Raw genomic sequence first — 15,983 nt, forward strand, 5'->3', positions numbered from 1 at the left:
ACCTGTAATCATGAAAAACAGACTCATATTATTTATATATATTATAATTAACTTATGCACAATTTCAGTGGTAAAAGCAGGTGATTATCACCTGCTCCCCCAGCCGCAAAAGTTTACTCCCTCTCATTTAAACTTTCAGGTGAATAAGGTACAGCTTTCCACTCCTGTGCTTCAACAGGAGTGGGAAACTCTTATCTCCGAAATGGGAGGAACCGTCTCCCCCAAGGCAACCGGTACTATTGAAGTTAAATTACTGCCGACCCTCCCCGAAATACCGATGAACCAGGATGAAGCCTACCGACTGAGCATCACAAAGAAGCGGATAATTGTTGAGGCTGTAACCGAACGCGGTGTTTATTGGGCTATGCAAACTTTAAGGCAGCTGGCAGAAAAAAGGAATTCAAAAACGCATATTCAAGGAGCTGAGATCATCGACTGGCCTGCTTTCCGGGTTCGCGGATTTATGCAGGATGTTGGAAGAAGCTACATTTCACTGGATGAACTTAAGCGTGAAATCGCCGCGCTTGCCAAATTCAAAATCAATGTTTTTCACTGGCATTTGACCGAGAATCAATCCTGGCGTCTGGAAAGTAAGATTTTTCCGATGCTGAACGATAGTGCGAATACCACCCGCATGCCCGGCAAATATTATACGCTGGAAGAAGCCAAGGAGTTGGTTGCATTCTGTAAAGCACATCACATGACGCTGATTCCCGAAATAGATATGCCCGGACATAGCGCTGCATTTATACGTACTTTCCGCCATGATATGCAAAGTCCTGAAGGGATGAAAATTTTGAAATTGTTGATGGATGAAGTCTGTGAAACGTTTGATGTGCCTTATTTGCATATCGGTACGGATGAAGTGCAGTTTACCAATCCCCGTTTTGTGCCGGAAATGGTGTCCTATGTACGTTCCAAAGGTAAGAAAGTAATTTCATGGAATCCGGGTTGGCACTACAAACCCGGTGAGATTGACATGACTCAACTTTGGAGTTATCGTGGAAAGGCGCAGAAAGGGATTCCCGCCATTGACTCACGTTTTCATTATCTGAATCATTTTGACACCTTTGGTGATATCATAGCATTGTACAACAGTCGTATTTATAATAAGGAACAAGGAAGCGAAGATTTAGCAGGGACAATCCTGGCTATCTGGAATGACAGGTTAGTCAGTACCGAGTGGGGGATGATTATCGAAAATAATTTCTATCCTAATATGCTGGCTATGGCGGAACGTGCCTGGAAAGGTGGTGGGACGGAATATTTCGATAAGAACGGAACAATACTTCCAACCGACGAGCATTCGGAACTATTCAGAAGTTTTGCCGATTTTGAACGTCGTTTGTTGTGGCATAAAGAACATACTTTTGACGGTTATCCGTTTGCGTATGTCCGCCAGACAAATGTGAAATGGAATATTACAGATGCTTTCCCGAACGAAGGAAATCTGGCAAAGGCTTTTCCTCCGGAAGAAACTTTGCAGGATAGTTACAGCTATGGAGGAAAAACATACAATGTGCGTCCTGCTATTGGTGCCGGAATCTATTTACGCCACGTGTGGGGGACGCTTATTCCCGGATTTTATAAAGAACCGAAAGAAAACCATACGGCCTACGCCTACACCTATGTCTATTCGCCGAAAGAACAAAACGTTGGTTTGTGGGCTGAATTTCAGAATTACGGACGCTCCGAAGCCGATCTTCCTCCTCTGCCGGGAAAATGGGATTATAAGGAAAGCCGTATCTGGATAAATGAACAGGAAATATTACCGCCTGTCTGGACAGCTACTCACCGCACCAAAAGCAATGAAATAGCTTTGGGCAACGAAAATTGTGTGGCACGCCCGCCTTTGGAAGTTCATCTGCAAAAAGGCTGGAATAAAGTACTTTTGAAATTACCGGTAGGGAAGTTTGTTAGCCCGGAAGTCCGGCTAGTAAAATGGATGTTTACTACTGTCTTTGTTACTCTTGACGGACAGAAAGCGGTAGAAGGACTCATTTACTCACCAAATAAAACACTAGAGTGACATATCGATTATAGAGAGAGAACTATTTATAAATATGCTATGAGCAGATTTGAATATGTTATAATGAAACTCAGATATGCTATAATGAAAAACGGATATGCTAATGAGTAAATAAAAAGAATAGTCATGAAAAAGATCTTTTTTTTAGTGGTCATATTGACCCTGTCTTTGTTATGCCGCGCACAAGAACGCAAATATTCTACGTTTTACTACCAGCGTGCTACATTGTTTGAAGAACTGCCTGTTACTTCCAGTGACATTATTTTTCTGGGAAACAGTATCACAAACGGTGCCGAATGGGCGGAACTGTTCAAGAACAAACATGTCAAAAACCGTGGAATCAGCGGCGACATTTGTATGGGAGTATATGACCGTCTTGATGCTATCCTGAAGGGAAAGCCCGCTAAAATATTTCTTTTGATTGGTATTAATGATGTGAGTAGGGGAACTCCCGCCGATACTATTGTATCCCGTATTGAGATGATTGTCAGGAAGATAAAGGCAGATTCGCCTAAAACAAAGCTATATCTGCAAAGTGTTCTTCCGGTCACCGACCATTACAATATGTTCAAGGGACATACTTCCCGTTGGCAGGTTATCCCTGAAATCAATAAAGGGTTAGTCGGCTTGGCAGAAAAAGAAGGAGCGACCTATATAGATTTGTACTCCCATTTTATAGACAAACAAACCGGAAAGATGAACACTACCTATACAAATGATGGTTTGCATCTTCTGGGGAAAGGTTACTTGAAATGGGTAGAGATTGTGAAACCTTACATTGGGAAGAAATAAATGAAAAAGATTTTACTATTATTCGTCTGTCTGTTCGTTTGTTGGGTGTTGTCTGCCCAGCAACGGATAAAGGTTGCATGTGTAGGAAACAGTATTACCTATGGTACAGGATTATCTGACCGTGCAACACAATCTTATCCTGTGAAGTTGCAAAAGCTGCTGGGAGAACGTTATGAAGTCGAGAACTTCGGGAAACCTGGCGCTACCCTGCTTAATCAGGGACATCGCCCTTATACCCGACAGGAAGAATATCGGAAAGCATTGGATTTTGCAGGAGATATTGTTGTCATTCATTTGGGTATCAATGATACCGACCCTCGCAATTGGCCTAACTACCGTGATTTTTTTGTGAAAGATTATTTGAAGCTGATTGATACATTCCGTGAGGCCAATCCCGCTGTACGGATTATCATTGCACGAATGACTCCGATTGCCGACCGCCATATCCGTTTTTTGTCGGGAACCCGTGATTGGCATGGAGAGATACAAACGGCTATTGAAACGGTGGCACGCTATGCCGGGGTACAGTTAATCGATTTCCACGAACCGCTTTATCCATATCCTTATCTTTTGCCGGACGCTGTTCATCCTGCTGCTGAAGGGGCTGCGATAATGGCGAGAACAGTTTACTCGGCTATCACCGGAGATTATGGAGGCTTGAAATTATCTCCGCTTTATACGGATAATATGATTCTTCAGCGCGATACTCCTTTGAAGGTTCATGGGATAGCCAATGCAGGAGAGCAAGTAACAGTTTGCATAGACCGCCAGCAGTGGATTACAAAGGCTGCACCGGACGGTAAATGGTCCGTGAAATTATCACCGTTGAAAGCGGGAGGACCTTATACGCTAACAATTTCTACCCCTCATAGAATCTTGAAATATACAAATGTCTTGATAGGAGAGGTTTGGTTATGCTCCGGTCAGTCGAATATGGAATTTATGTTACGGCAGACTATTACCGGCAAAAAAGACATTCCTCAAGCTGCCGACGAACAGTTACGTTTGTATGACATGAAAGCGCGCTGGCGCACGGACGCAGTGCAATGGGACGCTTCCGTTCTCGATTCCTTGAATCATCTTCAATATTATAAGGAGACCGAATGGGAAATTTGTACTCCTGCCAATGCTGCCCATTTCTCTGCAATCGCTTATTATTTCGGTCAGATGTTGCGGGATAGCTTGAAGGTTCCGGTGGGGTTGATCTGTAATGCTATCGGCGGTTCACCCACCGAATCATGGATTGACCGGAATACGTTGGAATATCAATTCCCGGCTATATTAAAAGATTGGACGCGTAATGACTTTATACAGGACTGGGTACGTGGAAGAGCTGCATTGAATGTTAAACTCTCGAAGGAGAAGTTTCAGCGCCACCCTTATGAACCTTGTTATTTATACGAGTCCGGTATTCGGCCGTTGGAGCAATATCCCGTCAGAGGTGTGATCTGGTATCAGGGGGAATCAAACGCTCATAATTGCGAAGCTCATGAGAAGCTCTTTAAACTCTTAGTCGGTAGTTGGCGTAAGAACTGGAAGAATGAGGATTTGCCATTCTATTATGTACAGCTTTCCAGTATAGCTCGTCCTTCGTGGCCGTGGTTCCGTGACAGCCAGCGTAGAATGATGGCTGAAATTCCGAATACCGGTATGGCAGTATCAAGTGATTATGGTGATTCGTTGGATGTACATCCTAGAAATAAAAAACCGGTTGGAGAACGCTTGGCTCGCTGGGCATTGAATAAAACTTATGGAATGCATGATGTGTTGCCTTCCGGACCCTTATTTTGTCGGGCCGATTTTTGTGAAGATGTCGTATATGTTACTTTTGATTACGGCAAGGGGTTGAAGAGTTCGGACGGTGGTCCTTTGCGTACGTTTGAAGTTGCCGAGACAGACGGCGTTTATTATCCCGCAGTTGCCGAAATAATAAACGGTCAGATAAAAGTATATAGCGAACAAGTGAAACGTCCGCGATATATCCGTTATGGCTGGCAACCTTTCACACGTGCAAATTTGGTGAATGAGGCAGGTTTGCCCGCGTCAACTTTTCGTGCGGAAGCGCCCGAATCTTTTGTTGCCGATCTCCATTTACAAAGAATGGAGGGATTTCCTAAGTCGGAGAAAGGACTTAAATCAGGAGTCTCTGCCTGTTATGCAGGAATGCTGAATGGGAAACTGCTGTTGGCAGGAGGTTGTAATTTTCCCGGAATCCCCGCCGATGAAGGAGGAAAAAAGAAATACTATCAGGGGATTTATGTAGCAGAGATGAATCCAGATACAGTGTTTGTCTGGAATAAAGTTGGAGAACTTCCCGTTTCTGCCGCTTATGGCGTTTCTGTATCCTGTTCGGATGGAATCATCTGTATAGGAGGAACTGACGGTCAGGATGCACTAACTTCTGTTTATAAAATCCGCTGGGATGAGAAAAGCGAAAAGAATGGGAAAAATAAGAAGAAAGGGAAAGTCGTCATCGAAACATTACCGGCTTTACCTTATGCTCTAGATAATATGTGTGGGACGCTAATTGGGGAACAACTATTCATAGCCGGAGGAAATAGAAACGGAAAGCCATCCAATTCCTTCCTCCGACTCGATTTAACTAATCTTTCTGTAGGCTGGCATGAGTTACCGGAATATCCCGGAGATGCACGTACACAAGCCGTTTGTGCCGGCCAGCGTAGGGGAGACGACTACCGTTTCTATTTATGGGGAGGATTTGCTCCTTCTACGGAAGGAAAACCGGCAACACTTTCCACAAGTGGTTACTGTTATTCTTCCGTATCTCGGCGATGGATGCCTGTAGCTACTCCGAAAGGAAGTGACGGAGAGGTTGTATCTTTAGGGGGGGGAGCTGCCGTTGCATTAAATGATAGCTTGGTATTATGTACAGGTGGAGTAAACAAAGACATATTTCTAGCGGCTCTACGGTGTCCTGAAAAAGATTACCTCCTTCATCCGGTAGAATGGTATAAGTTTAATGACCGTATATTGGTCTATAATATCAATCTGGACATCTGGCAGGAAGTTGCCCGTACATCGCTGGTAGCGCGTGCCGGAGCTGCGTTAGTGGGGTGGGATAAAACATATTATAATATTAATGGAGAATTGAAGCCCGGTGTCCGTACTCCGGAAATTATAAAAATAACGGTCGAATAATGGGGGAAAATTGACAAAAAAGTAATATCTTTGACTCCGTTAATATCTAATACCCCCACTATGATATTGAATTTGACAGGAAAAAAGGCTCAGATAGCATGCGGACTACTATGTTGTTGCAGCATGGCGTATGCACAGAGTAATGACAATTCAGAAGTTGTACTTCTACACACAGGCTGGGAATTTTCTCAAGCAGGAACAGAACTATGGCGAACGGCAGAAGTGCCCGGTACAGTACATCAGGACCTTATTCACCACAAATTACTTCCTTCTCCTTTTTATGGAATGAATGAACAGAAGATTCAATGGGTGGAAAACGAAGATTGGGAATACCGCACTTCTTTTACCGTTACAATGGAACAATTGGAGCGGGATGATGCCCAGCTCATCTTTGAAGGTCTTGATACCTATGCAGATGTTTATCTCAACGGTTCCTTACTGTTAAAGTCCGATAATATGTTTGTCGGTTATTCGTTACCTGTAAAGCCACAACTTCGTCTAGGGGAAAACTTACTCCATATATATTTCCATTCACCTATCCGGCAAACTCTTCCTCAATATGCCTCCAACGGATTCAACTATCCGGCGGATAATGACCACCATGAGAAACATCTGAGTGTGTTCTCCCGTAAAGCTCCTTACAGTTACGGTTGGGATTGGGGAATCCGTATGGTAACTAGTGGTATTTGGCGTCCGGTAAAAATTCGTTTTTATGACGCCGCTTCCATTAATGATTATCATATCAAGCAACTGTCGCTGACAGAACACTCTGCCGAACTATCTAATGAACTGGAAATAAACAATATACTTCCTCAATCGATTCAAGCAGAAATACGGATTAATTATTCATTTGAAAAAGGAGAAGAAACTGTAATTAGCCGTTCTGTCACTTTGCAACCCGGACTCAACTCTATCCATATCCCTTCCGAAGTCCTGTCTCCGGTACGCTGGATGCCGAATGGTTGGGGCAAACCGGCTTTGTATGATTTCTCTGCTCAAGTTGTCTTTGACGGTAAAGTGGTAGCCGAGCAATCCCACCGTATCGGTTTACGTACCGTCCGGTTGGTGAACGAGAAAGATGCGGACGGAGAATCTTTCTATTTTGAAGTGAATGGCATTCCGATGTTCGCCAAAGGTGCCAACTATATACCACAGGACGCTCTATTGCCCTCTGTGACTACCGAACGCTATCAGACATTGTTCCGTGATATCAAAGAGGCCAACATGAATGTAGTCCGTATATGGGGTGGAGGAACGTATGAAGACGATCGTTTCTATGATTTGGCGGATGAAAACGGCATCTTGGTTTGGCAGGACTTTATGTTCGCTTGTACCCCTTATCCGTCTGACCCTACATTCTTGAAGCGGGTAGAGGAGGAAGCTTGCTACAACATCCGCCGTCTTCGCAACCACCCTTCGCTGGCTATGTGGTGTGGCAACAATGAGATATTGGAAGCCTTGAAATATTGGGGGTATCAGAAAAAATACACTCCGGAAATCTATCAGGAAATGATGTCCGGTTACGACAAACTCTTCCGTGAACTACTTCCCGCCAAGGTGAAAGAACTCGATGCTGACCGCTTTTATATCCATAGCTCCCCTTATCTAGCCAACTGGGGACGTCCCGAATCATGGGGAATAGGCGATAGCCATAATTGGGGTGTTTGGTACGGACAGAAACCTTTTGAATCATTGGATACCGACTTGCCACGTTTCATGAGCGAATTTGGTTTCCAATCCTTCCCTGAGATGAAAACTATTGCTACATTCGCAGCTCCTGGAGATTATCAAATCGAATCGGAAGTGATGAATGCCCACCAAAAGAGTAGTATTGGCAATGCTTTGATCCGTACTTACATGGAACGTGACTATATCGTACCTGAGAAATTTGAGGACTTTGTATACGTCGGACTGGTTTTGCAAGGCCAGGGAATGCGTCATGGCTTGGAAGCTCACCGTCGTAACCGTCCTTATTGCATGGGTACTCTATACTGGCAGTTGAACGATAGCTGGCCCGTCGTTTCATGGTCGAGTATCGACTATTATGGTAACTGGAAAGCTTTGCATTATCAGGCGAAACGTGCTTTTGCTCCTATTCATATCAACCCTATTCAGCGGAATGACAGCTTATGTGTCTACCTTCTTTCCGATCGCCTTGATACGTTGGAGAAAATGACATTAGAAATGAAAGTCATAGACTTTGAGGGAAAAAAGATCAGTAAACCGATGCTCTTGAAATCTTTGTCGGTTCCTGCAAATACCTCTCAATGTGTATATCGGACAAAACTTGACGCCTTACTGTCTTCGACAAAACGCCCGCTTTCGGAAGAACTCCTCCACTGCTTCATGCTGCTTACCTTGAAAGACAAATCCGGACATGTGGTAGATGAAACGGTTTATTTCTTTGCAAAGACCAAAGACCTACTTTTGCCCGAAACGACTATTTCCTATAAAATGAAGCAGACAGATGGCGAATGCGAACTGACACTTCTTTCTCCTGTTTTGGCAAAAGACGTCTTTATCGAAGTACCATTACAGGGTGCCCGTTTTAGTGACAACTTTTTCGATCTTCTGCCCGGAGAACGTAAAACGATTCTCATTACTTCTCCTCAAATAAAGAAAGGGGAGGAACTGCCTCTGACTGTGAAGCATATTCGTGAGACCTATAATTAAATAATTCTATTAATAACTTAACACCTAATTTTTTAGTTTATGAAACAACTCTTAAAATTAACGGGATGTCTGGCGGTAGCAGGGCTTTTTGCCTCTTGTCAATCGGCTCAGCAAGAAGCTGATTACCAGATTATTCCCATGCCTCAGGAAATTGTAACAGCCTCGGGAAACCCCTTCATTCTGAAGAGTAGTGTGAAGATTCTCTATCCGGAAGGTAATGAGAATATGCAACGTAACGCGAAATTTCTGGCAGACTACTTGAAAACAGCTACCGGAAAAGATTTTGTTATCGAAGCCGGAACAGAAGGAGAGAATGCAATTGTACTGGCACTTGGGACAGAATCCGAAAATCCGGAATCTTACCAATTGAAAGTTACCGGTGACGGAATTACAATCACTGCTCCTACAGAGGCCGGAGTATTTTACGGAATTCAATCATTGCGTAAGTCATTGCCTGTCGCAATAGGTGCGGAGATTGCTTTGCCTGCAGTAGAGATAAAGGATGCTCCCCGTTTCGCTTATCGTGGCGCACATTTTGATACGAGTCGTCATTTCTTTACTGTAGATGAAGTGAAGACTTATATTGATATGATGGCTTTGCATAATATGAATCGTTTCCATTGGCATATTACTGAAGACCAAGGTTGGCGTCTGGAAATCAAGAAATACCCGAAACTGACGGAAATAGGTTCTAAGAGAACGGAAACAGTTATCGGACGTAACTCCGGTGAATATGACGGCAAACCTTATGGTGGTTTCTATACGCAGGAAGAGGCTAAGGAAATAGTAGCGTATGCTGCCGAACGTTATATCACGGTTATCCCCGAGATTGACCTTCCGGGACATATGCAGGCTGCTCTTGCCGCTTATCCCGAATTAGGTTGTACTGGCGGTCCGTATGAAGTTTGGAGACAATGGGGTGTATCTGAAGATGTGCTTTGTGCCGGAAACGATCAGGTATTGAAATTCCTCGAAGACGTATATGCTGAATTGATTGAGATCTTCCCGTCAGAATATATCCATGTGGGTGGTGACGAATGCCCGAAAGTACGCTGGGAGAAATGCCCGAAATGTCAGGCACGTATCAAGGCATTGGGGTTAAAATCGGATGATAAACATAGTAAGGAAGAACGTTTGCAGAGTTTCGTAATCAATCACATTGAGAAATTCCTGAACGACCACGGACGTCAGATTATTGGTTGGGATGAAATTCTCGAAGGCGGACTGGCTCCTAATGCAACCGTTATGTCATGGCGTGGAGAAAGAGGTGGTATCGAAGCTGCCAAACAGAAACACGATGTGATTATGACACCGAATACCTATTTGTATTTCGACTATTATCAGACGAAAGATACGGAAAACGAACCTCTCGGAATTGGTGGTTATCTGCCGCTTGAAAGAGTATATAGTTACGAACCGATGCCGACTTCCCTTACTCCGGAAGAACAAAAATATATTAAGGGTGTGCAAGCTAATCTCTGGACTGAATATATTCCTACTTTCTCTCATGCGCAATATATGGTATTGCCTCGTTGGGCTGCATTGTGTGAAATCCAGTGGTCTACTCCCGACAAGAAGAACTATGAAGACTTCCTGTCTCGTTTGCCGCAACTGATTAAGTGGTATGATGCAGAAGGATACAATTATGCAAAACATGTGTTTAACGTAACAGCCGAATATACGCCGAACCCGGCAGACGGTACACTGGACATCACGTTGTCTACCATTGACAATGCCCCTATCCACTATACATTGGACGGTACGGAACCTACTGCCGCTTCTCCGCTTTATGAAGGTATCCTGAAAATCAAGGAAAATGCAGACTTCTCCGCTATCGCTGTTCGTCCTACCGGAAACAGCCGTGTGATTTCAGAGAAGATCAATTTCAGTAAGTCCAGCATGAAGCCGATTGTAGCTAATCAACCGGTCAACAAACAATATATGTTTAAAGGTGAATCTACACTAGTAGACGGACTGAAAGGAAATGGCAACTATAAGACCGGTCGTTGGATTGCATTCTATAAAAACGATATGGATATGACTATCGACCTTCAGCAACCTACCGAGATTTCGAGCGTTGCTATTTCTACTTGCGTAGAGAAGGGAGACTGGGTGTTTGATGCAAGAGGATTTTCCGTAGAAGTATCAGACGACGGTAAGAACTTTACCAAAGTAGCTTCCGAAGAATACCCTGCTATGGAACAAAGTGATAAGAATGGTATCTACGAACATAAATTGTCATTCACTCCGGTGAAAACTCAGTATGTAAAGGTGGTTGCCTTGTCTGAAAGTAAAATACCGGAATGGCATGGAGGCAAAGGAAATCCTGCTTTCTTGTTTGTAGATGAAATCACAGTAGATTAATGAATATAAGAAATAGATGCACTAAAGTTTGTCTTTTCTTATGGGTATTGGGGATGTGCTTTGCGGCACATCCTCTTCATGCACAGTCCGTAATCCCTGTCCCTCTGAAAATAGAGCAGGGTACGGGCTCTTTTTTACTCTCAGAGAAAACAAAACTTTATACAAACATTCAAGGTGGAGAAGCTCGACTTCTGGAAAGCTATCTGCAAGCATTACCGGTTCATCTAAAGAAAGGAAAGAAAAAAGATACGCAGAACGTACTTTCTCTGTTGATAACCGAAAAGAGCGAACAGTTGCCTTCTCCCGAAAGTTATACCCTGTCCGTCACTCCGGAACGAATCCTTATCCGTGCAACATCGGGAGCGGGATTGTTCTACGGAATCCAGACACTGTTGCAATTATCTCAGCCTTCGGAAACAGGCTATTCCATTGCTTCTGTTGAAGTGCAGGATAGTCCTCGTTTCGCTTATCGCGGCTTAATGCTGGATGTATCCCGTCATTTCTTTTCTAAAGAATTTGTGAAGAAACAGATAGACGCATTGGCATTCTATAAGATCAACCGCCTGCATCTGCACCTTACAGATGCGGCAGGCTGGCGAATTGAAATCAAGAAATATCCTTTGCTTACAGAATTTGCAGCCTGGCGTACTGACGCCAATTGGAAGACGTGGTGGAACGGCGGACGTAAGTACCTCCGTTTCGACGAGCCTGGAGCTTCCGGAGGTTACTATACACAGGATGATATTCGCGAAATCGTAGAATATGCTCGTCAGCATTTCATCACGATTATTCCGGAGATTGAAATGCCTGCCCACTCGGAAGAAGTGCTGGCAGCTTATCCGCAACTCTCTTGCGCGGGTGAGCCTTACAAGAACGCGGACTTCTGTATCGGAAACGAAGAAACGTTCACCTTTTTGGAAAATGTGCTGACCGAGGTCATGGCGCTTTTCCCTTCCGAATACATTCACATAGGAGGTGACGAAGCCGGTATGGCAGCGTGGAAAACTTGCCCGAAATGCCAAAAGAGAATGAAAGACGAACATCTCTCTCACGTGGACGAACTGCAAAGTTATCTGATTCATCGTATTGAGAAGTTCCTGAACGATCATGGTCGACGTCTGCTCGGCTGGGACGAGATATTGAAAGGAGGACTGGCTCCTAACGCGACTGTAATGTCATGGCGGGGAGAAGAAGGCGGTATTACAGCTGTAACTTCCGGACACCGGGCTATCATGACGCCGGGTGGCTACTGTTATCTGGATAGTTATCAGGACGCTCCGTACTCTCAGCCGGAAGCGATTGGTGGATACTTGCCATTGAAAAAAGTCTATTCTTACAATCCGGTTTCTACTTCATTGTCGGCGGAACAAGCGAAACTTGTGTATGGTGCGCAAGTTAATCTCTTTACTGAATATGTCCCGACTCCCGAACACGTGGAATATATGCTATATCCACGTACGCTGGCATTGGCGGAAGTTGCCTGGTCGGCTCCGGAACGTAAGTCATGGCCGGACTTCCATGCACGTGCCCTGAAAGCGGTAACGGATTTGCAGGCGAAAGGCTATCACACTTTCGATTTGAAGAGTGAGATCGGAAGTCGGCCGGAATCTTTACAACCCCTTACGCATCTGGCATTGGGAAAGAAAGTGATCTATAACGCTCCTTACAACTCCTCTTATGCAGCACAAGGTGATGTGACTTTGACCGACGGTATCCGTGGCGACTGGACTTACGGTGACGGTGCATGGCAGGGATTTATCTCGAAGAACCGCCTCGATGTAACCGTTGATATGGAAAACGAGACCACTATTCATTCAGTCACAGCAGCTTTCATGCAGGTAGTGGGAGCTGAAGTATTCTTGCCTGCGTCTGTGGTTATTTCAGTTTCCGATGACGGAGTCACTTTTACGGAACTGAAGCATCAGGACTTTGTTGTTAACAAGGAAGAAGCAATCAAGTTTTCCGATGTTTCGTGGGAAGGAACCGTCAAGGGACGCTATGTACGTTATCAGGCGCGTGCCGGCAAAGAACTGGGTGGCTGGATATTTACTGATGAAATCATAGTGAAGTAAGCAAATCCCTCGGTAAAACTCGAAAAAAAGAGTCATATTGCGGCTATTAATATCAATAAAAGAAGGAATCTACTCAACCAGATTCCTTCTTTTTTTGTTATATTTGTATTATTACCTTAAAAACTGATAGTTATGATACGACAACACGGTAAACTAACTTTTCTTAGCTTTCTTCTGGTAGTTTCGTGCGGAAATACATTTGCACAGAAGATTCCTGTCATTCCTCTGGACTTGGATTCCTTGATAACGGTAGGCTATGCTACCGGAAGTCTGAAAACCCTCTCCGGTTCTGTGGAGAAAATTACGGAGAAACAAATGAACAAAGACCAGGTAACCAATCCTTTGGAAGCGATTCGGGGTAGGGTACCGGGTTTGACTATTCAACGGGGTACGAATGGACCCGCAGCTCTGGATGCAGTGCGCCTGCGTGGAACCACTTCACTGACTAGTGGTAACGATCCTCTGATTATTGTCGATGGAGTGTTTGGCGACCTTAGTATGCTGACTTCCATTTACCCCACAGATATCGAAAGTTTCACGATTCTGAAAGATGCTTCCGAAACGGCACAATACGGTTCACGTGGTGCTTCCGGTGTGATTGAAGTCACCACTAAAAAAGGAATGCAGGGTAGGACGCAGGTAGCCTACAACGGTAGTTTCGGCATTTCTACTGTCTACAAGAATCTTAAAATGTTGTCGGGAGACGAGTTCCGTAGCGTAGCTTCCGAACGCGGTATCTCTATTTTAGATAAAGGTAATAATACTAACTTCCAGAAAGAAATACAACAGACAGGTCTGCAACAGAATCATCACGTCGCTTTCTATGGAGGCTCCAGCACGTCGAGCTACCGTGTATCACTTGGTTTTATGGATCGTCAGGGGGTGATTTTGAATGAAGATATGAAGAATTTCACTTCCAATATGAACATGAACCAAAAGATGTTCGATGGCTTCTTCGACTGCGAACTGGGGATGTTCGGTTCTATCCTGAAAAATCATAATCTGGTTGACTATCAGAAAACCTTCTATTCGGCGGCAACCTTTAACCCGACGTATCCTAACCATAAAGATCCCGTTACTAACTCGTGGGACGGCATCACTACCGCCAGTCAGATAACAAACCCGTTGGCATGGATGCAGGTGGACGATGACGACGCTACTTCGCATATCAGTACACACGCCCGTTTCACCTTCAATTTGATGAAAGAATTGAAATTGGTACTGTTCGGTGCCTATACCTATAATATAGTTGAAAATTCGCAATATCTCCCCACCTCTGTTTGGGCGAACGGGCAGGCTTATAAAGGAACAAAGAAAATGGAGTCCCTCCTCGGAAATATGATGCTGACTTATAAAAAAGGCTGGAAAAAGCACTTCTTCGACGTCCTGGCATTAGCCGAACTCCAGAAAGAAACGTACACGGGATATTATACCACAGTCAGCAATTTCAGCACGGATAAGTTCGGCTACAACAATTTGCAAGCCGGTGCAGTCCGTCTGTGGGAGGGGACAAATTCGTACTACGAACAACCCCGTCTCGCATCTTTTATGGGACGTTTCAACTATACGTATGCCGATCGTTATGTCCTGACGCTGAATGCCCGTACGGACGCTTCCTCCAAGTTTGGAGCAAATCATAAGTGGGGCTTCTTTCCCTCCATATCTGCCGCATGGGTAGTCAGTGAGGAAAAGTTTATGAAACGTTTGCCAGTGGTTGATAATTTGAAATTTCGTATCGGTTACGGTCTGGCGGGTAACCAGAGTGGAATTGACTCGTATACTACACTGAATCTGGTAAAGCCGAACGGAGTTGTTCCGGTAGGCAACTCTGCCGTTGTCTCATTGGGTGATTTGAGGAATACGAACCCCGACTTGAAGTGGGAAGTGAAACACACTTTCAATACAGGTTTTGACGTAGCTTTGTTTGGTAACCGTCTGTTACTTTCCGCTAACTACTACAATTCTCGAACAACGGATATGCTTTATCTGTATAATGTGAGTGTACCGCCTTTCACTTACAACACTTTACTGGCTAATATCGGCTCCATGCGTAACTGGGGTACGGAAATAGCTATTGGTATCACTCCTCTGAAAACAAAAGATATGGAATTGAACATTAATGCCAATGTCACCTTCCAACGTAACAAACTTCTCTCATTAAGCGGAATGTACAACGGCGAAATGATTTCCGCGCCTGAATACAAGAGCCTTGCCAGTCTCGACGGAGCCGGCTTCCACGGTGGCTACAACCACATCGTCTATCAAATGGTCGGTCAACCATTAGGTGTTTTTTATTTGCCTCATAGCACCGGACTGGTGTCCGACGGGAACGGTGGATACACCTATGGTATTGCGGACTTGAACGGTGGTGGTGTCAATCTTGAAGACGGCGAAGACCGCTATGTGGCAGGGCAAGCCGTGCCCAAAACAATTCTGGGTTCGAACATCAGCTTCCGTTACAAACACTTCGATCTTTCGGTGCAGATCAACGGAGCTTTCGGCCATAAAATCTATAACGGAACATCACTGACGTATATGAACATGAATATCTTCCCTGACTACAATGTGATGAAATCCGCGCCGAAGCAGAACATTAAGGACCAGACTGCCACTGACTATTGGCTGGAAAAAGGCAATTACGTAAACTTTGACTACGTGACGCTTGGTTGGAATGTACCAATCGAGAAGGTGCAGAAACTCAAGAAGTACGTCCGTTCTTTGCGTCTTGCCTTCACGGTCAACAACCTGGCGACGATTTCCGGCTATTCAGGGCTATCACCGATGATTAACAGTTCTACGGTAAACTCTACTTTGGGGGTGGATGATAAACGTAACTACCCGTTGGCACGTACCTATACATTGGGATTGAGTATTAACTTTTAACGGAGGATGAG

At 44.4% G+C, this 15,983-nt stretch carries 7 protein-coding genes; all 7 read left to right on the forward strand.

Annotation, left to right across the window (positions count from 1 at the left end; translation table 11 throughout):
* Positions 1-10: 10 nt before the first annotated feature.
* Positions 11-2,029 (forward strand): family 20 glycosylhydrolase, encoded by a 2,019-nt coding sequence (locus CGC64_RS11165; protein ID WP_005676454.1) that lies wholly within the window; start codon positions 11-13, stop codon positions 2,027-2,029.
* Between the two features lie 126 nt (positions 2,030-2,155).
* A complete protein-coding gene (locus CGC64_RS11170) occupies positions 2,156-2,821 on the forward strand; it encodes an SGNH/GDSL hydrolase family protein (RefSeq protein WP_005676452.1) in 666 nt (221 codons plus the stop codon).
* A complete protein-coding gene (locus CGC64_RS11175) occupies positions 2,822-5,980 on the forward strand; it encodes a cyclically-permuted mutarotase family protein (protein WP_005676450.1) in 3,159 nt (1,052 codons plus the stop codon).
* A 60-nt stretch (positions 5,981-6,040) separates the two neighbouring features.
* A complete protein-coding gene (locus tag CGC64_RS11180) occupies positions 6,041-8,653 on the forward strand; it encodes a beta-mannosidase (RefSeq protein ID WP_022042090.1) in 2,613 nt (870 codons plus the stop codon).
* A 39-nt stretch (positions 8,654-8,692) separates the two neighbouring features.
* Entirely contained in the window at positions 8,693-11,017 is a 2,325-nt protein-coding gene (locus CGC64_RS11185; protein WP_005676448.1) for a glycoside hydrolase family 20 protein, read from the forward strand.
* Complete coding sequence (locus CGC64_RS11190) at positions 11,017-13,089, forward strand: glycoside hydrolase family 20 protein (RefSeq protein ID WP_005676447.1); 2,073 nt, start codon at positions 11,017-11,019, stop codon at positions 13,087-13,089. Before CGC64_RS11185 ends, CGC64_RS11190 begins: the two co-directional genes overlap by 1 nt.
* 132 nt (positions 13,090-13,221) lie before the next feature.
* Entirely contained in the window at positions 13,222-15,972 is a 2,751-nt protein-coding gene (locus tag CGC64_RS11195) for a SusC/RagA family TonB-linked outer membrane protein (protein WP_005676446.1), read from the forward strand.
* Positions 15,973-15,983: the final 11 nt, after the last annotated feature.

The sequence above is a fragment of the Bacteroides caccae genome (assembly GCF_002222615.2).
GTDB classification, from domain to species: domain Bacteria; phylum Bacteroidota; class Bacteroidia; order Bacteroidales; family Bacteroidaceae; genus Bacteroides; species Bacteroides caccae.

What these genes read in the sequence shown, in the direction of transcription:
- CGC64_RS11165 (WP_005676454.1), top strand. Translation starts at nt 11, where the DNA reads ATGAAAAACAGACTCATATTATTTATATATATTATAATTAACTTATGC.
- CGC64_RS11170 (WP_005676452.1), top strand. Translation starts at nt 2,156, where the DNA reads ATGAAAAAGATCTTTTTTTTAGTGGTCATATTGACCCTGTCTTTGTTA.
- CGC64_RS11175 (WP_005676450.1), top strand. Translation starts at nt 2,822, where the DNA reads ATGAAAAAGATTTTACTATTATTCGTCTGTCTGTTCGTTTGTTGGGTG.
- CGC64_RS11180 (WP_022042090.1), top strand. Translation starts at nt 6,041, where the DNA reads ATGATATTGAATTTGACAGGAAAAAAGGCTCAGATAGCATGCGGACTA.
- CGC64_RS11185 (WP_005676448.1), top strand. Translation starts at nt 8,693, where the DNA reads ATGAAACAACTCTTAAAATTAACGGGATGTCTGGCGGTAGCAGGGCTT.
- CGC64_RS11190 (WP_005676447.1), top strand. Translation starts at nt 11,017, where the DNA reads ATGAATATAAGAAATAGATGCACTAAAGTTTGTCTTTTCTTATGGGTA.
- CGC64_RS11195 (WP_005676446.1), top strand. Translation starts at nt 13,222, where the DNA reads ATGATACGACAACACGGTAAACTAACTTTTCTTAGCTTTCTTCTGGTA.